Source organism: Clostridioides sp. ES-S-0108-01 (genome assembly GCF_020662285.1).
Classification (GTDB): domain Bacteria; phylum Bacillota; class Clostridia; order Peptostreptococcales; family Peptostreptococcaceae; genus Clostridioides.
Genome location: NZ_JADGMN010000013.1, coordinates 43,515 through 66,277, shown reverse-complemented (window position 1 = coordinate 66,277; position 22,763 = coordinate 43,515). Strand labels below are relative to the sequence as shown.

Below are 22,763 nucleotides of genomic sequence, written 5' to 3'. Positions count from 1 at the left end.
AAGGGACAGTAACATATTAAAAAAGACTAGTCAATTTATATGAATGGTGAAAGTACTAGATGTGTTTTTTAGAATGAAATATGTTATAGAGTTTTTCCTGTAAATATGAATAAGGAGGATTCTAATTGTGATTAATATTAAACTTGCAGTGTCGTATTTAAAAAAACAAAAAGGAAAAACTTTATCATTAATACTCAGTATAGGGATTGCTGTTATGCTAGTTTTTTCATTAAGTGTTATTAATGAGTCTCAAGGTCAATCAGATATAAATCATGCATACAAAAACTCAGGAGATTATCATGCTTTTTATGAAGATGTAAATAGCGATATAGTAAAAAAACTTAATAGTGAAGAAGGTATAAAAGAATTCAATGATGTACTTAAATTTGGAGAAATTGTAAGTAAAGATAATGGAGCATCTCTAAATTTATGCTCTTACAATAAAGATTTTTTAGATTCTACTAGATATAAGTTAATTAGAGGTAGAGAGCCTAGAAATTCTAATGAATTAGTAATAGAACAAAAAGTTTTAGACAAAATGGAATTAGATGTCAAATTAAATCAAACTATTGATTTTCAGATTGTTAATGAGTATATAAATAAAAATAATGAAAATTCTATTTATAGTAAAGATAAGCAATTTAAAATAGTTGGTATTTTAAGTAAATCTGATGAATACTATGAAAGTTTAAATGAATATAAGGTAAGAGCTTTTACATATTCAAATAATGGTAAAGGTATTGTTCCATCTGAATTAATAAATCATATGGGGACATTAAAACTTAATACAAAAGATTTAGACACTCAGAAAGTAGTGAATTTAGGGGTAAAATATAAGTTAACAAGTAATCAATTTTATCCAAATACAGAAGTAAGTATGGCTATGTCTATGAAAAATATTTCAAAAACAACAACTTACTCAATAAAGCAAAGATTATTACCATTATTATGTGCAACATTGGTAATATATAACATGTTTAACATAATAATATTAGATATGACCAAGCAAATTGGTTTACTTAGAGCAGTTGGAGCCAGCAAGAAAAATATTAGACGTATATTTTTTATTCAGAGTATTGTAGTTTTACTCGTGGGCATAGTAATTGGTTTACTTGGAGGTATAGTTTTTTCTTACTTAGGGCTTATGATTGTATATGATAAAAGTGCAGAATTAACTATAAATACAAATTCTATAGTTGAATCTATCATCATGTCAATTGTAGCAGTTATATTAGCTTCTGTAGTACCTATATATAGAGCTGGAAATTTATCTATAATTGATGCTATAAAAAAGACAGATAAGTTAAATTATGTTCCTAAGCTTTTGTTGTTAAAATTACATAAAAAAGTTGTTGGAATTATAAATGAGATAGCTTTTAAAAATATATTTAGGAATAAGGTTACATCAATAATAATAATAATTACGATATCACTATGTGGAGTTTTATTTATAGGTAGACTAACTTCTACAAAATTCATATATGGAAAAGAGTCAGACTCGGCTAATATAACAAGTAAATCATATGGCAATTTTGATATTTATTTAGGATATTCACCAATAAATGCAAATTATACATTTTCTAAATATGATAATTCTTTATTAAATGAAATAAAAGCTGTTAACGATGTAACAGATATTGAACCTAATATTTATTTAAAAGGATATCTAAGAAATGCTGACTTAGAAAAAAGTTATTTGGACGAGTTAAAAAGAACTGAAATAAATAACGATAATGAATCTACAGTTTTAATTAGGGGTTACAATAAAGAGCTATTAAATAATATAGGTAAGTATATAGATAAAGGTAAAAATATTTATAATTATACAGATGATGATTATAAAAATGTTTTATTGGTAAATAATTTTTACTCTAGAATTGAATTGTCAAATAATACTCAGATTATAAAATCACCTAAAGTAGGAGACTTAATAGATATAAAAATTCCTGTATATAAAAATGGAGAGTATACATACATAAATACAAAAGTAAGAATAGCTGGAATAATGAAAAATAGTTATATATCAGAGCAAGATGGAGAATCTCAATCAGGTGGAATTCAAATGATATTCAATGAAAAGGATTTAAAAGAATTAACAGGGATAAGTGATTATAATAAAGTTTTTGTGAAGATAAAAAAAGGAACAGATAAAAAAGTAATAAAGGACATAAATAATATGATAGAAAAAAATGGGTTTTCAGATATAGAGGGAAGATATGTACGTAATCATTTTGGAGACCATTATAATGATTCTTCATATAAACTAGCAATGATTTGTGTGTTTGGAGTTTTATTAATATCGTCCATAAATATTATTTTTATAGTCAGATCAAATATAATTGTAAGACTAAGTGAGATATGTACGTTTAGAGCAGTAGGAATGTCCAAGAAAAATGTAAAAAGAATGTTAATAAAAGAAAATATAGTATATGGAATATTAAGTATGATTGTGGCGGGAATCATATCTAGTTTCAATTATTATAAAATGGTTTCCGAAACTAATAAACTTAATCAACAGATATACGGTATAAACAGTTCTATTAAATTTGAAATTCCAATATTTGAGATTTTAATATTTGGATTAATATCTGTTTTCGTTTGTGTAATTGCAGTTTACTTTTCTAATAGAATGATAAATAAACTTAGTATAGTAAGTGGTATAAAAGAAAATGAATAAAATTGCTAATTTAATTTATTTAACAACTTTATATGTATTGGAAATTATAATGTATATAATTTTTTAACTATTTTAAATAAAGAGTTTAATATTTGTATTGACTACAAAGGAGTATATTTATATCAATTAGAGGATTTAGATATGGTAGTAGAATTTATCTACAAAAATTTTAATTTAAAAATATATATTTTTGAATGGGAATGGAGATACATTATGAAAATACTTAAGGTAAAAGATTTAAAAAAAATATATGGAAAATATGAGAATGAAGTTAGAGCTCTTGATGGTATTGATTTAGATATAGAGCCACATAAATTTACAGCTATTGTAGGTGCAAGTGGTTCTGGTAAAAGTACACTACTTCACTGTGTTGCAGGATTAGACAAGCCAACTTTAGGGAATGTATACTTAGATGATGTAGATTTATATACATTAAATGATAATAAGCTGTCTGAAATAAGAAGACAGGAATTTGGCTTCATATTTCAAAGCTACAATTTAATACCAGTTATAGATGTATATGATAATATAGTACTTCCTGTGTTGCTTGATGGGAAGAAAGAAGACAAAGAATATGTTATGGAATTAATTAATAAGTTGGGGATTGAAAAACAAATAAAGAAATATCCTAATGAACTATCAGGAGGTCAACAACAAAGAGTTGCAATAGCTAGAGCTTTAGCCAATAGACCATCAGTAATATTTGCAGATGAACCTACTGGTAACTTAGATAGTAAGACTACAAATGAAGTTATGAATATGCTTGAATGGTGTGTTAAAGAGTACAGACAAACGCTAGTTATGATAACTCATAATGATAATATTGCAAAGACAGCTGATAGAATTATAACTATAAAAGATGGTAAAATAGATGAAAAAAATTATTAATAACAATTTATTTAGAATTAAAAATATGTTAAAAGCTGTACAAGAGTTATTATAAATAAACATAAATCTATGTATATTTTCAAATTAACCAAAACTTCACATAATTTTCATATGAATTATCAATTAAATTCACATCCAAGAGTTATTATATAAACATAAAAGATAGTAAAACTAGCTTAAAAACATAATATAATAATACCCTATACAAAATAGTGGCAACTCTCCCTCACATCCTCAATTGTTGCCACTATTTTAATTTTTTGTATAAAACAAAAAACCCCACTATAAAGCAGGGTTTCCATTAATCTCATCTAATTTTTCGATATTAAGCCTTAAAACAAACAGAATTTTTAACTTCAAGCTTTCTATTTATCTTAGTAACCTTAATCTTAATCTTATCTTTCAAAGGAATACATCCTATATTACTCTCACTTCTCACATCAACACTTCCAACAAACTTACCAGAATCATTATAATACTTTGCAACACCAACAATATCTCCCTTATGAATAGGATAATTCATATTTTTAAACACTACCTTAGGATTGATATTCTCGTTATCTGAAACAACACCATACAAATCTTTATCAACCTTAACCGTTATCTTAAAATCATCAATACCATCAACACAAGGAGTTTCTATAATGTCTCCTTTATGGGCTATCTTTTTAGAATGGAAATTATCTTTACCATACTTCAATAAACTAGAAGAAGAGGAAATTCTATTTTTCTTATTGCCATCACCAAGTACAACACCTATCAATCTATGATTTCTTTCGTTTTTAGCATCTTTAGGTACCATCATAGAAAATGCAAGACAATATCCAGCATTATCTGTATAGCCTGTCTTTATTCCGTCAACACCAGGTACTGAAACAAGTAGGGGATTTGTGTTATAATGTGTAAAATCTTTTTTTGTGTCATTGTATACTTGCATAGTAGTTATTCTAGTAACTTGATTTTCATAATGGTCATACATATACTTTCCAAGTGCGACTATATCATGAGCTGTTGATATATTCTCAATAGGAGGCTCTTTATGCTCTGGGTCAGTATATATAGGAAGCCCATTTGGATTAAAATAATACGTATCAATCATTCCTATTTCTTCAGCTTTATTATTCATCATATTTACAAAATTCTTTTCAGTTTTACCAATATGTTTAGCTATAGCTATAGCAGCATCATTTCCAGATACTAGCATAAGACCTTGCATAAGCTCTCCTAGAGATATTTCATCACCATCTTTAAGTTTACAAGTAGAACCTCCTACTGAAGCTGTAGACTTGTCTATTTTCACCATATCAGTCTCTTTTACTTGATTCTTATCAACTGCTTCTATTGCCAATAAAAAGGTCATCATTTTACTTAAACTTGCTAAAGGCATTTTTTCATCACTGTTTTTTTCAAATAATATTCTTTTAGTTTCCTGGTCTATAAGTAGTGCTGCTCTTGAAGAGTTTGGTACTGGTGGAGTATCTGCAAATGCAAATACAGGAGTTATAAATATAAAAATTAATGCAAGTATTGTTAACTGTTTTATTTTTCCTTTCAAAATCTCGTCCTCCATTTCATATATTAATCGACATGCACAAAATAAGTGCTATAAATTTTATTTATTTAGATACTCATTAATCATGTCTATTATATAAGCAATTTCTTCGTCTGGTATCAGAATATTAAAATAAGCTTCTGTTGGCTTAAAGGCTTCACGTATTAAACTATATAGTTCATGATTTTTACTAATTAATTCAGTAATGTTATTATATGGAAAAGTTGTATTTTTAAAACATCTTTCTATCATAAAAGAGCAATGTAGTATATATCCTAGCTTAAATTTGCTCTTTAAGTCTTCATCTATTAATTCTATTATTGTAAATAAGGAAGAATTGACATAGTTGAATAATTTAACAGAGTCCAAAAGTTCTAAGTTTTGGGTCATAAAGTTTATTATTAAACTGTTGTATGATAGATTTGTTTCTTTTATATTTGTAATACTATTGGCATTGAATGTACCTTCTATTATTTTATTTAGCATATCTAGGCCATATCCATTTAGTAGTTCTTCTATGTGTATAAAAGGGGTGTTGGCTACATTAAAATCTACACTTCCAACAACTGCCAGAATTTTAGTATTACTAAATTTATTCTTATACATTTTAAAACTTTCTATATTATGAGGAACTAAATTAATATTGTATTTATTAATACTTTTAAGTGAAGAATTTATAAAGTCTGCTACTTTCATAGCTGAACCATAACCTGTTATACAAGTAGTTATTATTACATACTCTCTTGACTTTTCAGGATAGTTTATTTCTGTTGAATCAATTGCTGCTCGTCCAATGTATGGATTTAAAGAGCTTAAGGAGTTAGCTAATTCATCCAAAGTCATTTCTGGTAGTGTGCTTTTTCTTACTGCCTCTAAAACTATTGGAGTAGACACCATTTCAATCGAACGAGTTTTAATTTTTGTTTTTTCTGAAATAAGTTCTCCAAAAGCTATAAGAGAGCCCATATCTGTTAAAAGAAGTACACCCTTACCTTCGTCACATTCTTTTACCAATTCTATAGCTTTATCAAGTATAGTACTTACCTTTACATCAAGAGGCATGTCAATTGCATTACAGTGGTTCGTACCAAGTAATGAATTTGCTACATCACACATACTGCTTGCTGTTGAATTTCCATGAGCAAGTATTATGACCCCTATACTTTCAGATTGATTATCTGGTTCAAGATACGTGCTATTTAGGAACATAGATATAAATTTTACCTCATCCTTAGGTAAAGATGTTTGCAAGTCATTTTCAATTATACTTAAAACTATTTTAGCTATATTTAAATCTTTATCTAAGAAAATTTTATCATTATATAAATTGTACTTAGGATTATATGTGTCTTGATTTATATTTTCTATAAGTGCACTTATATGCATTGAAAGAGCAATATAAGTTTGTTTTGTATATTTGTTTCTCGATATTTTTTCAGCCTCTTTTAAAGAATGTTCAACAGCATAGTATATCTTTGGGTTGATTACTTTAAAAATTTCATTACTTGTATAATCAGAATGGGTTACTGAAGATAGCGAAAGTAATTTTGTAGAGTATTTTTCCATGTAATTTATAAACATACTCCTTATATCATTTTCCAGATAAGGAATCTCTGTAGAGTACTTGAATCCATTGTCTTGTGTATCTATATTGTATTTAGATAGTTCTTTTGTATATTCAACTTCTAAGTTGTTACCATTAAATTCATAAAAAAGCATATAATCAAGTTCTGATAATTTATTTAGATTACTACGATTTTCATTTAATTTTAAAAGACCAGTATAGATGTAATCAGGGACAAGAGACAAATCTATTTCTATATTATCCTTAAGCCCAGTCTTGTAATTTAAAAAGGCTCTTGCACTCATAAGTTGTATGTCAGATTTAAGCTGACCTATATTACCAAAACAATCATAAAGGAGTAGTGATTTAATTACATCTTTGTGAACTCTTATAGTTGCATTGGTGTATTTTGACTCTATAATAAAGAAGTATTTAATAAGAGATAATCTTTCTTTTAAGGACCTATCCTGTAAAGCAGGTAGGTTTATTGTAACAGGGATTCTTCTTAAAAAAGTCCCAAGTAGGGAAGAATGTATATCTTCTGTTGTGGCACACACAATAAAAACAGTAGCTTTGTGTACTATGTCGGATTCTCCTAATCGTCTGTATATGCCCTTGTCCATCAAAAGAAAAAGCATCTCTTGACCTTCTGGTGGTAATCTGTGTATTTCATCTAAGAATAATATACCTCCATTAGCCTGTGCAACTATCCCGAATTTATCCTTATTAGCACCAGTAAAAGAACCTTTAACGTATCCAAATAAATTGCTTAATAGTAAGTTAGCATTCTCTGCATATTCAGCACAGTTAAATACTACGAATTTGCTTTCAGAAGAAAAGACTCTACTTTCTACAGCATATTTATACATTGTTTCGGCAAATGTGCTTTTTCCAACACCAGTAGGTCCTATGAGTAATGTATTAAGACCTTTTGGAGGATAGAGTATAGCAGATTTAGCTTTTTCTATAGGTAGCTTAAGGCTAGAATCATGTCCAAGTAATGTTGAAAAAATATTTTCTGAGTCATTTTGGCTTGATTTAAGTAGTTCATTACAATTACTTATAGAAAATTCATCACTGTTTAAAATACGACCAATTAAATTTTCTATAATACCAGCATGTAGAAATAAAATTGGTTTGCCATGTATTTTTATAACTTTTTTTTCATTATATAGGCTATTTAATTCTTTACTGGTATTACTTCTATCAAGAGATGAATGGTTAGCAATTTCTATTGTAGTAAATCCAGTTTTCTCTGACTGAAGGTCTTTTAAAGTTATATTTTCACATAATTTATGTAGTGATAATAGAACTTTATCTTTTCTTAGCATATACTGTCTCCTTTCTTTATATTTAAACTATATTTAAGTTATATTAAATATATTATAATATATATTTAGTATTAAAATAAGGTTTATAGTGGATATTTTGCATTTTACTTTTTAATATGTTGTTTTGTGTAATAGATGGTGCTAAAATAAGAGTTGCATTATATTAGATATAGATTTTTATAGATTTAAGTAGAATATTATGTTGTTACATAAGGAAATATAAGTTTTTCAATATATTTCAATATATGTAGTATCATTTATTGATGTATGGTCGATAAATTGATGTATGGTCGATATATATGAAGAGATATGAAAAAACTGATACAGTTTAAGAATAATTTACATATATACATTTAATACATATATACACTTACGAATTATGTTTTGCATCATAAAAATTACGTTTTATACTGTAGATATATAAATATTAAGTTATTGTAAAACTTAAAGAGCCAAGATAAAAAATTAAAAAAGATATAACTTTATTTGAATAAAAAGTTATACAATTTAAAAGATTATATAAATGGTTGAAAGTGTTTGTCAAATATTAATTCAGCCATTTTATGGTGTAAACAAGCTTAAAATCCAATTTTGACAAACATAAAAAACAAGTTTTTTCATAAAATGTAAATATTGGATAGTGAATTATTTAAAATATTTTAAATAAACAACATCTTGTAATAAAATATGAACAACATTATAAAAGACTTGTAATAAAATATGAATAACAATATAAAAGAATGGGAGATATGTTTTGTGGATATAGATAGAATTTTAAACTTTTCCTCAAATGCAGGTAAAGCTATGTTGCAAAGCGGAGGAGAAACTTATAGAGTTGAAGAAACGATAACTAGAATATGTCAATCTTTTGGAATAGAACATGTAGACGTATTTGCGACTCCGACGGCCGTAATGGCATCTGTGTTTGTAGATGGGAAATTATATTCAGCAATTAAAAGAATAAGCTCAAGAAGAGTAGACTTAAACTTGGTTCATGAAGTTAACTCACTATCAAGAGCAATAAGTATAAATAATTTAGATATTGAATTATGTGAGAAAATTTTAGATGAGATAAGTGAAGATAACTATTACTCGGATTTAATGACAATATTTTTTGCAGGTATTGCAGCAGCAACTTTTTCGATATTATTTGGCGGAAATGTGGAAGAATTTATAGCTGCATTTACTGTGGGGATTCTGACTAAGTTTGTTATTATGTACTTAAGTAAATCCTCGCTTAATGACTTTTTTGTAAATGCAATCGGAGCAGTTCTTATAGCTTCTTGTTCGATTGTAATTTTGAAGCTCGGATTCATAAAGACGCTAGACCACCTAATAGCAGGAGCAATAATGCTCTTAGTTCCTGGGTTAGCTTTGACTAACGCATTAAGAGATTTGCTAGATGGACAATTAATTTCTGGTCTTGCAAAATTAGCAGAAGTATTTTTTATAGGTGTATCTATAGCAGTAGGAATGTTCTTGGTACTTGGATTGTACTTCAAGTTAGGGGGGATATAAGTGCATTTGTTTATAGAAGTAATAGCAGCTTTTTTTACAGCCTTAAGCTTTGGAGTTTTATTTAATATGAAAGGAAAGAATTTAATACTGGCAGGAATAGGTGGAAGTATAGCTTGGTTTTCGTATAAATTTTGTTTAAATATGGGGGTAACAGAAAACCTATGTTTTTTTATAGCTACAGTTTGTTTTGCAATATATTGTGAGTTATGTGCTAGAATTTATATGACCCCAGCGACTACATTGAGTGTTTGTTGTTTAATAATGTTAGTACCTGGTTATGGAATATATAATACTATGTATTCTGTCTTAACTAATAATTATATTAAAGCGGTAGAATATGGTGTGAGTACATTATCATGTGCAAGCTCAATTGCATTGGGATTAGTATTTATAACTACTGTATTTAGAAAAGTCAACTTATACGGAGTGATTACAAAAATAAAAGAAAATGAAAAATATAAAAATAGTATAAATAAAATTAAACAACAAAAATAGAAAAAATTGACTTTTAAACAAAAGGATGATAATATAATAACATAAAATAGAATAAGAGTATCCAAATAAGATATTCTTATTCTATAAACGTGATTTTTTTTATTTCAAAAAACTGACAACTTGCATTACGGGTGTAAGTTTTAGAACACAGTTTGTATTAAAAAATTTGTACCAATATTAAGAACCTTAATTTAAAATTAAAAGGGGGAAGATTTCAAGATGGAAAAGCTGTCGGATAAGAGAAGAGTCAAGGCAGTAAGTATGGAAACCTTCGTATTTATTGTACTATTGGCAATAGGATTTGGATATGTAGGAAGCATCATGGGTGCAGGAATGATGTTTAAAGTAATAATGAGTACAGCCCATGCGCTTTTATTAGACACAGTATTTTTAATAATGGCAATGGCAGTTCTTGCAGGCGCACTTAGTGCATTGCTTTCAGAGTTTGGAGTAATATCTTTAGTTAATAAGATATTTAAGGGGCTTATGAGACCTATATGGGGCTTACCTGGTGCTAGTATAGCAGGAGTAGTTGCAACATATTTATCTGATAATCCAGCTATTATACCATTTGCTAAAGACAAAACATTTACACAATATTTTAAGAAGCATCAAGTACCTGCTTTATGTAATTTAGGAACAGCCTTTGGTATGGGACTTATTGTAACAACTTTTATGATAGCTCAAGGTAAAGAATATGTACTACCAGCTATAATAGGTAACGTTGGGGCAATAATAGGTAGTATTATTAGTGTTAGAATTATGTTGACTTTTACTAAAAAGTATTATAATTATGACCCTAAAAATGATACTGAAAAGCAAATAAATGATAAAGGTGCAAAACTTGAAGAGTTTAGAGAAATAAGAGATGGTAATGTGTTCCAAAGAACATTGGATGCTATACTTGAAGGTGGTAAGCTAGGTGTTGAAATGGGTATGGCTATAATACCAGGAGTTTTAGTAGTTTGTACATTAGTTATGTTATTGACTTTTGGACCATCTACAGACCCTGCTACAGGTCAAGCTGTTTACACAGGAGCTGCATATGAAGGTATAAAATTATTACCTGCTATTGGTGATAAGATTAGCTTCATAATAGAACCATTATTTGGATTCACATCACCAGAGGCAATAGCATTCCCTGTAACTGCATTAGGAGCTGTTGGAGCAGCAATATCTTTAGTACCAGAATTTATAAAATCAGGTGCTATAACTCCTAATGATATAGCAGTATTTACAGCAATGGGTATGTGTTGGAGTGGATATTTAAGTACACACATAGGTATGATGGATGCTTTAGACGCAAGACCATTAGCTGGTAAAGCGATACTTTCGCATACAATAGGTGGTTTATGTGCAGGTATATGTGCCCACTTTATATTTATGCTTGTTGGATAAGAATATTCCATAAATCAAATATTATAATTTATAAAATTGAATAAAACTAATGATTTAAGTATGTAAAAACTAAATTAGTAATTTAAATATATAGAGGTGCTGTTTTGAAATAGAGATTTATTTTCAGACAGCACCTTTTAGTAATTTAAGTACATTAATTAAATGTATTGATTGAATTTATTATGATAAAATTGTATTATATACAATAGAGCCAATTTAAACAGTAATAATAAGGAGGATTTGTAGTAAATGAAAAAGGAACGACTACAACATGAAGACTTAAAAGAGTACGATTATGATGAAGATGGCTATCTCAGTAAAAATATAATTATTAAGGACTTTATAAAAACTATATTGGTTATGATGATTGCTACTGGAATATCAGTAGTTTTTGAAAAAGTAGGTTTTAATGAATCTAATATTATACTAGTATACATATTAGGTGTATTATTTGCTACAAGTATAACATATGGATATTTTTTTGGAATACTTTCTTCAGTAATAGGAGTTCTATCATTTAATTTTTTCTTTACACATCCATTATATACTTTTTTAGCTTATAGAAAAGATTATCCTATAACTTTTTGTATTATGCTGATGGTAGCAATTATAACAAGTACTTTAACTTCTAGGATAAAAAGAGAAGTAAGACTTTCTCATAAAAGAGAAAAAATGATAAGATTACTTTATGAGAATAACAAAACGTTGCTTAAAGCAAAAAATAAAAATCAAATTATTGAATTCTGTGGGTCTAATTTAGTGAATATATTAAGTAGAACTGTTATAGTGACTATTGCAGATGATAACAATAATCTAGGTAAGCCAAGTATTTATATTTGTAACAATGATGGAAGCGAGAATATATTCCATTCAGTATTAGAAAAGGAAGCTATAAAAGAAGCTTTTAGGACAGGTAATCCAGTTGGAATTGGGACAAAATATTGTAAAAATAGCAGTGCATATTATTTTCCTATAAAAGGTCAAGAATCAAATGTTCTTGGTGTTATAGGTATTGCATGTTTTAAAATAGATATTATTACAGAAAATGAAAAGATACTATTAGAAGCAGTTTCAACACAGGTTGCGTTGGCAATTGATAGAGAAAATTTATTTGAAAAGAATAAAAAAGCAAATCTCGAGGCAGAGAGGGAACGATTAAGAGGAAACTTACTTAGGTCAATCTCTCATGATTTAAGAACTCCACTTACAAGTATATTGGGTTCATCTTCAACCATACTTGAAAATGATGATGTGATAGATAAAGAAACTAGAGTAGAATTATTAAAAAATATATATGAAGATACGAGTTGGTTAACTCATTCTGTTGAGAATATACTTAGTATGGCCAGGATAGACGAAGGAAAATTGGATATTGAAAAACGACCAGAGGTTGTTGATGAAATAATAGCTGAATCCATATTAAGAGTCAAAAAGTTTGCCAATAGCAGAGATATACAAACCAATATTCCAGATGAGATAATAATAGTTCATGTGGATGTATTATTAATAGAGCAAGTTTTAGTAAACTTAATTGATAATGCTATAAGGCATACACCTAAGAATTCTAAAATAGAACTAACTGTAAAAAAAGAATCAAAGCAAGTACTATTTGAAGTTGCAGATAATGGAAAAGGAATACCAAATGGAGATATCGGGAATATTTTTAATAGATTTTATACTAAGAATAAGTATAGAAATCTTGAAAGAAGAGGTATTGGTCTTGGATTAGAGATATGTAAATCTATAGTAGAAGCTCATGGTGGAGAAATTGTCGCCTTTAATAATCCTTCTGGAGGAGCTACGTTTAGATTTAGTATACCTATATATGAGAAGGAGGCGAAAGACAAGTGGAAATAAAGCCATTAGTTCTAATTGTAGAAGATGACAAACCAATTTGTAAATTTATAAAAGTATCTCTTGAAACTCAGAATTATAGGTGTGTAGAGACGGATAATGGAGGAACGGCTATATCACTTATACATTCTCTTGACCCAGATTTAATAATTTTGGATTTAGGGCTACCAGATATTGATGGAATTGAGGTAATAGGACGAGTTAGAGCGTGTGCCAAAACTAATAAAATAATTGTTGTTTCAGCAAGGGAGCATGAGAGGGATAAGGTTGAGGCTTTAGATGGAGGAGCAGATGATTATTTGACTAAACCTTTTAGTGTAACAGAGCTTTTAGCTAGGATACGTGTAGCACTTAGAAATAAAGTTCAACAAGACAATATAAACAATGATGCTCCAAAGTCTTTTGAGGTAAAAAATCTAAAGATAGATTATGAAAATCATATTGTGTCAATTAATGATGAAGAAATACATTTAACTCCAATTGAATATAAGATTATTGAGTTGATGTCTAAATACTCTGGAAGAGTCTTAACTCATAAATTCATAATAGATAAAGTTTGGGGAAATTACTATGAAAGTGAAAACCAGTCGCTTAGAGTTTTTATGGCAAGTATAAGAAGAAAAATTGAAAAGAATCCTGCTCAGCCAGAATATATTTTGACTGAGGTTGGAGTAGGTTATCGTATGGCAGATGAGTAGTAATCAGATAGAAATTATTTATTATATGAGAAGATATAAGTACTTTAAACCTAATAGAAATAACTATGTATATTCTACAATAAAAGAGGTTGTCTCAAAATAGAGAGATAAGCCTCTTTTTCATTGTTGAAATGATGAAAATATATTTGATTTTATACAAAAAAGAGTGCTTCATGAACTAAAAGGTTCATTTTGAGACAATATCATCTTAAATTTACATAGCTATTTTTATTTTTAAAATAAATTTTTCATAGGATAATATATATTTTACATTTTAAAAATGATAAAAGTATTGAAAATAGTTTTATTGGTAATATTATGTTGTTTTACACCATAAAGAAGAATTGTATTTATTTGTAGTAAATAAGTATGAAAATGAGTTATCTACATTTATAAAACTAACAATAGAGATTTTATTATAGCAGATAATCAAGGTTTAGACTTTTTTTGACATAAAAAATTGCCTTTATATCTTTTTACGTTAGTCTTTGTGCTATTATTAATATATCAAAAAATAATCTAAATAGTTTATTATTATTGAAGAAATTTTAATATATAATAGTTTTATATTTTTAAATTAATAAGGTCTTATCTTTCTATATAATTGAAATACTTAATTGATAGAGATATTTGTCGTTTATATGATTAGGAATTACAAATATCTAATATCATAATTATAGATATACTAAATTAAGTATTGCAAAACTCTATCCTATGATTGATATAATGATGAAACCTATGATTGATATAATGATGAAAAATATTGGTTAAAAAATATAAAGCTATTAAAATGATATTTTCAGATATAAAAAAACATAATATCATTGCCAAATACATATCAAAATTTTAAAAGCTTCAAAATTTCAATCTAGATAAAAGGAGAGATATAAATGGATATAATAAATTTAATAGATGAGTTGGATGAAATTGTATATGTTTCTTCTTTGGAGACGTATGAGCTTTTATATATTAATAAAATTGGGAAAAAGATAATGGGTCTTGATGATATCTCTCATAGAAAATGCTATGAAGCATTACAAGGGAAAGATACTCCTTGTGAATTTTGTACGAATTCTATTTTAAAAGAAGATGAATATTACATATGGGAAAATACAAATATTCGGACAAATAGACATTTTATATTAAAAGATAAGTTAATTAAGTGGGAAGGAAAATATGCACGATTAGAAATAGCTCTTGATATTACAGAAAAAGAAAATGTAAGTAAATCAATAGCAGAGAAATTAGAGATAAAAGAGTTATTAGTTGGATGTATTAAACATCTTATAACAGAATCCAATTTTTCTGATGCTGTAAATATTGTATTAAGCAATATTGGCAAATTTCATAAAGCTGATAGAGCATATGTTTTTGAAGTATCAGAAGATAGAAAAAAAATAACTAATACATATGAATGGTGTGATGAAGGTATTGATGAACAAAAACAGTCACTAAGAAATCTTGATATTAAAGAATTAAAAAATTGGTTTTTGTTGTTTGAGCAAAAAGGTTTTGTGATAATTCACAATATAGAAAATATAAAGGAAATATATCCAATAGAATATGAAATTTTAAAACCTCAAAAAATTAAAAGTTTAATGGCATCTTCATTAAAACAAAATGATAAAATAATAGGATTTATTGGAGTTGATAATCCACATAAGGCTGTTGGAGACACCTCTCTTTTGACATCCCTATCTTATTTTTTATTAACTGAGATGGAAAAGAGGAAAGTAGAAAATAAATTAAATTATATGAGTTACTATGACTTATTGACTGGTGCATATAATAGAAATAGATATATTAAGTATATAGATAATTTTCAAAAATGCAAAGTTAAATCTATAGGAGTTGTATTTATAGATATAAATGGATTAAAAGACATTAATGATAACTTTGGACATGCTAATGGGGATTCTACTATTATGTCAGCCTGTGTAATAATAAAAAAATACTTTCATTCTCATAATGTTTACCGTATTGGAGGAGATGAGTTTGTTGTATTATGTGAAGATATCCCAAAACAACTATTTGAAGAATTAGTAATTTGGTTAAGTGAAGAATTTAAAGATAACATGTTATATGGTGCAGCAGTAGGAAGCGTTTGGAGTGAAGATGATATTGATATAGAGAAATTGATTAAAGTTGCAGATGAGAGAATGTACCAAGATAAGAAAAGATACTATAATAAGACCAAACTTAGAAATAATGAAATAGATGTAATTAGTGATTTAAATGATTTGAAGAGTAATATTTTGTTTAAACATGGAGATTTAGATAATAAGGTGTATTTTGACGATTTAATGATAGAAGGATATTCTAAGGCTTATAAAAAACTAGCTTATAATACATATGATATAATTTTGTCTATTTGTATGGATACAAATTTAATTACCCCAATTTATCAATCAGAGAGCAATATTTTTAGTTTTCCTATAAAGGAGAATCTTGAGAAAACTTTCTCATATATTAAAAAATATTTAATTCATCCTGATGATATAATATTATTTGATGGTAACAGATTTTTGAAATCTATTGATAGTCTTAATAATAATGAACAAGACGATTTAGAACTAAATTTTGAGTATAGACGTTTGGGAATAGATAAAAAATATTATTGGGCATTAATTTATATACTGAAGATTAGCAGTAAAAATAAGTTGGGCAAGAAACAGACACATATTTTAGTTGCTATTAAAAATATAGATTATCTTATGCAAATACATAAAAACCAAAGGGATACATTAACAGGATTATACAATTATGAAAGTTTTTGCGAACAAACAAGTTTATTGCTTAAAAGGCATCCTGACAAACGCTATACTATTATAATGATGGATATAGATAAGTTCAAGGTGATTAATGATATTTATGGCATTAGAGGAGGAGATAAAGCTTTAATATATATTGCAGAATTGATTCAAAAAAACATTGGTTCTAATGGTATATGTTGTCGTATGTATGCAGACGTATTTTGCATTTTTTATGAAAGTTATTCTGATAGAGATGTTCATAAAGTAATTTATAAGATTACAAATACCTTAAATATGAAAAAGTTTGAATGTATGTTAGTACCATGTTTTGGGATTTATAAAATTTTAGATAACCATATTCCAGTTACAAATGCTTGTGAAATGGCAGGGTATGCTCACAAAAAAGTAAAGAAACAGAGCATCAACCATTATATGTTTTATGATGATACTATAAGAAATGATGCTCTTGAAGAAAAGCAGATGGAAAGAGAAATGGAATATGCACTTGAAGATGGGCAATTTCATGTATATTTACAACCTAAGTATAATCTTAATACAAATAAAATTATTGGTGCGGAGGCACTAGTTAGATGGGTTCACCCAGAAAAAGGTATAATGCCTCCAATTAAATTTATTTCACTATTTGAGAAGAATGGGTTTATTATCAGATTAGATATGTATGTATGGGAACAAGTATGTTCTTTGATTAGAAAATGGATAGATTTGGGTGAAGAACCAGTTCCTATCTCTGTAAATGTATCAAGATTACATTTGCATAATCCACACTTTAGAGATATTGTTTTAAATTTAATAAATAAGTATAATATACCAAAATCCTTTTTAGAATTAGAGCTTACAGAAAGTTTATTTATTAAAGATATAAAGTTGTTTACTAAGGTAATAGCTGACCTTAGAATGGATGGTATTGTTTTAAATATGGATGACTTTGGTTCAGCATATTCTTCATTAAATATGTTAAAAAATATTAATATTGATACATTAAAGATAGATTGTGGTTTTTTTAATGAAGAAGGAATTACAGAGAGAGAAAAAATAGTTTTAAAGCACACTGTAGCCATGGCAAAAGATTTAGATATGGATGTAGTGGCAGAAGGTGTAGAGACAAAAGAGCAAGCTGAATTTTTAGTGAGTTTGGATTGTGTAGTAATTCAAGGTTATTACTATTGTAAGCCTATTCCAAGTGATGATTTTGAGAACTTACTTTATGCAGGCACTTTATGTAGGTAAATAAAAGTAGAAGATAGTGAGGATATAATTTTTAGAAAGTATAATATTGATGGATTAGGAGCGAAGTTTATGATAGTGGGTATTATAGGTCCTTCAGACTCTGGGTTTAAGATAAAGGATGATTTAAAACAGATAGACAGTGATTTAAAAACTAAAATATATGTAAGAGAAAAAGTGGTAGATACAATAGAAGTTATTTCTAAATGTGAAGATGAATGTGATGCTATTATATTTACAGGATGTGCAGTTTATGAATTTATAAAATCTAAGTATGAGATAAGTAAGCCACATTCATTTGTACCGAGAAGTGGGACGAGTATAATGAAGGCATTTTGGGCAATAAAAAGTGAAAATATAAAATTAGATAAATTCAGTATAGATGTAGTTGATAGATATGTTGTGGAAGATGCACTTAAAGAGTTTGATATTAAGGCAACGAGTGTATTTTGTAATCCATTTTCTTTGGAAGTAGGAGAGTCTGAACTTGTAAAATGGCATATAAAATTATTTGAAGAAAATAAGACAGATATAATGTTAACTGGTTTTGGTGCAGTATATAATGAATTAAAAGAAAGAGGTTATCCTGTATTTCGTTTACAAGCTACTATACAATTAATCAAAGAAAGTTATGAGAAAGTAAAGAGTGAATATGCTCTAAGTAAGGCAAGATTTTCTCAAATTGCTGTAGAAATATTGAGTCTAATAGATTATAAAGAGAAGATAGATAACTATTATTCTGACATGATAAAAAAATCAGATATGGATAAGCTTATAGTAAACTATGTGAGGAGTATTCAAGGTTCCTTATTTTTACTTGGAAGAAATGATTATGTTGTATTTGTTCATAAGGGGGTAGCTGATAATGAGTATAATTATGACAAGTTATTCAAACTAAAGAGAGAGATAAAAGATATGGGTTTTTCTCTTAGTATAGGAATTGGTACTGGAGTAACTGCGTATCAAGCTGAAAATAATGCACATAAAGCATTAAGACACTCCATAGATTCAAAAGAAATTGGTATATATTTAGTAGATGAAGATGAAAACATAAGAGGACCTTTAGCTTCAGAAAATGAATTAAATTATTCTTTAATGTTATCTGATGAGAAGTTAATAGAAATAGCTAAAAGGACTGGAATGAGTTGTGAATCAGTTGCAAAACTTATTGCTATAAGCGAAAATAGAAGAAGCAAGATTTATGATTCAAAAGAATTAGCAGAGTATCTAAATGTAAGTGAAAGAAGTGCAAGACGTATATTAAATAAAATAGTGAGTGCAGGTTTAGGTCGAATCTGTGCAAAAGAGACTAGTATTGGTGGAGGGAGACCAAAAAATATTACGGAAATCCTGTTTTAAGAGATTTTATAAAACTGCATAAATTATTATATTATATAAATTATTATATAAAGCACTAAAAATTATTATATAAAATACTAAAGTTTATTATATAAAATGTTACAATAAATTATTATATAAAGCACTAAGAATTATTATATAAAATACTAAAGTTTATTATATAAAATGTTACAATAAATTATTATATAAAGCACTAAGAATTATTATATAAAATACTAAAGTTTGTTATATGAAATGTTGCAATAAATTATTATATAAAGCACTAAAAATTATTATATAAAATACTAAAGTTTGTTATATGAAATGTTACAATAATTTATTATATAAAGTACTAAAAATTATTATATAAAATACTAAAGTTTGTTATATAAAATGTTACAATAATTTATTATATAAAATGCTACAATAAATTATTATACAAAATACTAAAACCTATGTAAAACAACTTTTTAAGATATAACTTATAAAGTTGAAGATACATAGGTTTTTATTTTTATAATTTAATCATATGATAAACTATTTTAGCAGTATCATATAATTCATCTATATTTACATATTCATTAACTGTGTGAACATCATACATACCTAGACTTAATATAGCACAATTATATCCAAGATTAGCTAATATATTTGCATCACTTCCACCACCAATTACCATTGGATTTGGAACAATGCCAACTTGTCTTATTGCTTTTTCACTTAACTTGAAAACATGACTATCTCTACTAAGTTCAAAACTAGGATAAGACATATTATGTTCAAAAGTATAAGTAGTATTAAATTTAGATGCAGCATCGCTACAACATTTTTCCATATGATTAAGCTCATACTCTAAAGTTTCAGGTATATGAGACCTAATTTCAGCAGTCAATGTAACCTTATCAGTTACTATGTTTGTAGCCCCACCGCCTTCTATTTTACCTATATTTGAAGTGGTCAATGAATCTATCCTACCTATATGCATATTGCTTATTGCATGAGAGGCTACCAATATAGCATTTATACCTTTTTCAGGCTCTATACCAGCATGTGCTTTCTTTCCATGAAAAGAGATTTTTATGGATTGTTGAGCAGGTGCTTTATATGCTATCGAACCAATAGCTCCACCAGAATCTAAAATCACAATATCTTTACAAGGCAAGTTGTCAGGATTAAAGTTTTTAACACCATGCATACCAGCTTCCTCACAGATTGTAAAACAAAGATAAATGTTTCTATGTGGTATTTTTTCTGTAATGACATGTTCTAAAGCTTCAAGTATAGCAGCTATTCCAGCTTTATCATCTGCACCAAGTGTAGTAGTTCCATCACTTCTAACTACATTACCATCTAGTACTGGTTTTACACCTAAACAAGGTTGAACTTGGTCCATATGTGCACACAAACAAAGCGGTCTACTTCCTTCCTCACCTTTTATATAGGCTATTACATTACCTGTATTACCGCCGTATTTTTCACCAGCATTATCTATAATGGCGTCTATGTTTCTTTCTTTTAAATAGTTTACTAGCCACTTAGACATTTCTAATTCTTGATTAGATGGGCTATCAATTCTAACCATGTCCATAAAATTATTTATAAGTCTATTTTTATCTAACATAAGCTACTTCTCCTTTTAGAAAGATTTAAATAAATTACATGCTATATGAAGGAAGTATTCCAGGACCTAGTGGAATATTAAATACCATAAATAATATTAATAGTATAGTCCACACTATTAAGAATGATATAGAGTATGGTATCATATTAGCAATTACAGTACCCATACCAGCATCTTTATCGTATTTTCTTGTGAATGCTAGTATAATAGGGAAGTACGGAAATAATGGGCTAAGCGGATTTGTGATACAATCACCTATACGATAAGCCATTTGAGTAAGTGCTGGATTATATCCAACCATCATAAACATTGGTACAAATATAGGTGCAAGAATAGCCCATTTTGCAGATGCACTGCCTATAAATAAATTTATAAAGCATGATAATATAATAAATCCTATCAATAATAAAGGTCCATTTATTCCTGCTGATTTTAAAAACTCTCCACCTTTTACAGCTAGTATCAGACCTAAATTACTATTTGTGAATAATTGTAAAAATTGTGAAGCAGCAAATGCTAGTATTATATATCCACCCATATCACTCATTGCACTAGCCATTATAGAGACAACATCCTTATCCTTCTTTATCTTACCTATAGCTTTTCCGTATACAACACCAGGTATAAAAAATGCTAGTGCTATTATAGGTACCATACCTTTCATAAGAGGAGCATTGTTTGATAGTAAATCTCCTGTTTCTGGGTCAGCTAAGAATGGTTTTTTGCCGATTACACTAAGAGCTATTATGATAGCTACGTATATTAATATACTTATACCAGCTTTTTTAAGCCCTTTCTTTTCTACATTACTAAGACTTCCATCAACATCTAGTTCTGCATCTCCTTCATATTTACCAAATCTAGGAGCTACAATTTTTTCTGTTACCCATGTTGCCAAAAGTATTAGAACAAAAGTTGATGCTATCATAAAAAATAAGTTCATTGTTGCATTGGCTTGAAATCCAGAATCAATCATTTGAGCTGCTGGAACTGTAAAACTTGCAGCAAGTATATCATTTACACTTATCATAATGTTTGCTGCAAATCCTAGACAGACTGCTGCATATCCAGAAAATAAACCTATAAGTGGATGTCTGCCAACACCAAGATATACAAGTGCAGCTAATGGTGGAAATAGTATTGTACCTGCATCTGAAGCTATATTGGCAAGCATACCTATAGTCATTACAACAAGAGTTACTCTTGTTTTAGGAATCTTGCTTACTGATGCTTTGATTGTTGCTGTCATAAGTCCTGTTTTGTCACATACACCAGCACCTATCATAGTTACTAAAACTAGACCCAAAGGAGCAAAGCCTTGGAAATTACTAACTATATTTCCTAAAAGAATTTGAAGTTGTTCTACAGTCAATAAATTTACAGCCGTTATAGTTTCGCCTGTACCAGGATGAACTACTGAGATACCCATAGAGCCAACTACACTAGATAGTATAAGTAAAAGTACACATAATCCTAAAAATATTGTAACTGGGTCTGGTAGTTTATTACCAACAGTTTCTATTCTGTTTAATGTTCTGTCAAAAAAGTTTTTCTTCTTAACTACGTTATCATTCATAATATCCTCCCTAATGTTTAAAAATATAATTAAAAAATAAGTATTGTGGTCTGATTTATAATGTAAATTCGGGTTATCGATTTAAGACGTGTCCACAATACGTCCTAAAAAAAGTATAAAATAAACTTTTTTTTATGTCAATGTAGTTTTCTGAATTTTCTGGAGAAATAGTGATAATTAAATATGTTTTAAGTAGATTAATGCCGAATTGTATTTAATATATCTGTATGGTATATAGCCTTTAAAATTAATTTT

Annotated in this window: 13 protein-coding genes; 9 read left to right on the top strand and 4 right to left on the bottom strand. The window is 27.9% G+C overall.

The annotated features are described in order from the left end of the window. The first annotated feature begins 127 nt into the window (after window positions 1-127). Both IR152_RS12915 and IR152_RS12910 read left to right on the top strand, forming a co-directional pair. Window positions 128-2,677, top strand: coding sequence for an ABC transporter permease (locus IR152_RS12915; protein ID WP_227452364.1), 2,550 nt, complete (start codon window positions 128-130; stop codon window positions 2,675-2,677). A gap of 213 nt (window positions 2,678-2,890) precedes the next feature. After that, on the top strand, window positions 2,891-3,565 hold the full coding sequence (locus tag IR152_RS12910) for an ABC transporter ATP-binding protein (protein ID WP_227452363.1): 675 nt from the start codon (window positions 2,891-2,893) through the stop codon (window positions 3,563-3,565). 325 nt (window positions 3,566-3,890) lie between these two features. Here IR152_RS12910 and IR152_RS12905 read toward each other — a convergent pair whose 3' ends face one another. Together IR152_RS12905 and IR152_RS12900 are read right to left on the bottom strand one after the other, a co-directional pair. Then, window positions 3,891-5,135, bottom strand: coding sequence for a D-alanyl-D-alanine carboxypeptidase family protein (locus IR152_RS12905; RefSeq protein ID WP_227452362.1), 1,245 nt, complete (start codon window positions 5,133-5,135; stop codon window positions 3,891-3,893). 42 nt (window positions 5,136-5,177) lie between these two features. After that, on the bottom strand, window positions 5,178-8,012 hold the full coding sequence (locus tag IR152_RS12900) for a sigma 54-interacting transcriptional regulator (protein ID WP_227452361.1): 2,835 nt from the start codon (window positions 8,010-8,012) through the stop codon (window positions 5,178-5,180). Window positions 8,013-8,768: 756 nt separating this feature from the next. Between IR152_RS12900 and IR152_RS12895 the strand changes: the two genes are divergently transcribed. The 7 genes from IR152_RS12895 (at window position 8,769) to IR152_RS12865 (ending at window position 19,332) form a co-directional block, all read left to right on the top strand. Further along, on the top strand, window positions 8,769-9,530 hold the full coding sequence (locus tag IR152_RS12895; protein ID WP_227452360.1) for a threonine/serine exporter family protein: 762 nt from the start codon (window positions 8,769-8,771) through the stop codon (window positions 9,528-9,530). Then, complete coding sequence (locus IR152_RS12890; protein WP_227452359.1) at window positions 9,531-10,025, top strand: threonine/serine exporter family protein; 495 nt, start codon at window positions 9,531-9,533, stop codon at window positions 10,023-10,025. A 219-nt stretch (window positions 10,026-10,244) separates the two neighbouring features. Continuing rightward, window positions 10,245-11,423: a hypothetical protein gene (locus tag IR152_RS12885; protein WP_227452358.1), complete on the top strand. Its 1,179-nt coding sequence runs from the start codon at window positions 10,245-10,247 to the stop codon at window positions 11,421-11,423. Between the two features lie 249 nt (window positions 11,424-11,672). Continuing rightward, window positions 11,673-13,280 carry a DUF4118 domain-containing protein gene (locus IR152_RS12880; protein ID WP_227452357.1) on the top strand — a complete coding sequence of 536 codons (1,608 nt, stop codon included), beginning with the start codon at window positions 11,673-11,675 and terminating at the stop codon, window positions 13,278-13,280. After that, complete coding sequence (locus IR152_RS12875) at window positions 13,271-13,975, top strand: response regulator (protein WP_227452356.1); 705 nt, start codon at window positions 13,271-13,273, stop codon at window positions 13,973-13,975. Before IR152_RS12880 ends, IR152_RS12875 begins: the two co-directional genes overlap by 10 nt. Before the next feature lie 890 nt (window positions 13,976-14,865). After that, window positions 14,866-17,976: a bifunctional diguanylate cyclase/phosphodiesterase gene (locus IR152_RS12870; protein WP_227452355.1), complete on the top strand. Its 3,111-nt coding sequence runs from the start codon at window positions 14,866-14,868 to the stop codon at window positions 17,974-17,976. 69 nt (window positions 17,977-18,045) lie between these two features. Beyond that, entirely contained in the window at window positions 18,046-19,332 is a 1,287-nt protein-coding gene (locus IR152_RS12865; protein ID WP_227452354.1) for a transcriptional regulator, read from the top strand. 493 nt (window positions 19,333-19,825) lie between these two features. Here the strand turns inward: IR152_RS12865 and IR152_RS12860 are convergent, their stop codons facing one another. Next, the gene (locus IR152_RS12860; protein ID WP_227452353.1) at window positions 19,826-20,932 is read right to left on the bottom strand and encodes a M20/M25/M40 family metallo-hydrolase; all 1,107 of its coding nucleotides are present in this window, start codon (window positions 20,930-20,932) and stop codon (window positions 19,826-19,828) included. Window positions 20,933-20,966: 34 nt separating this feature from the next. Beyond that, window positions 20,967-22,508: an AbgT family transporter gene (locus IR152_RS12855; protein WP_227452352.1), complete on the bottom strand. Its 1,542-nt coding sequence runs from the start codon at window positions 22,506-22,508 to the stop codon at window positions 20,967-20,969. Between the last annotated feature and the right edge of the window lie 255 nt (window positions 22,509-22,763).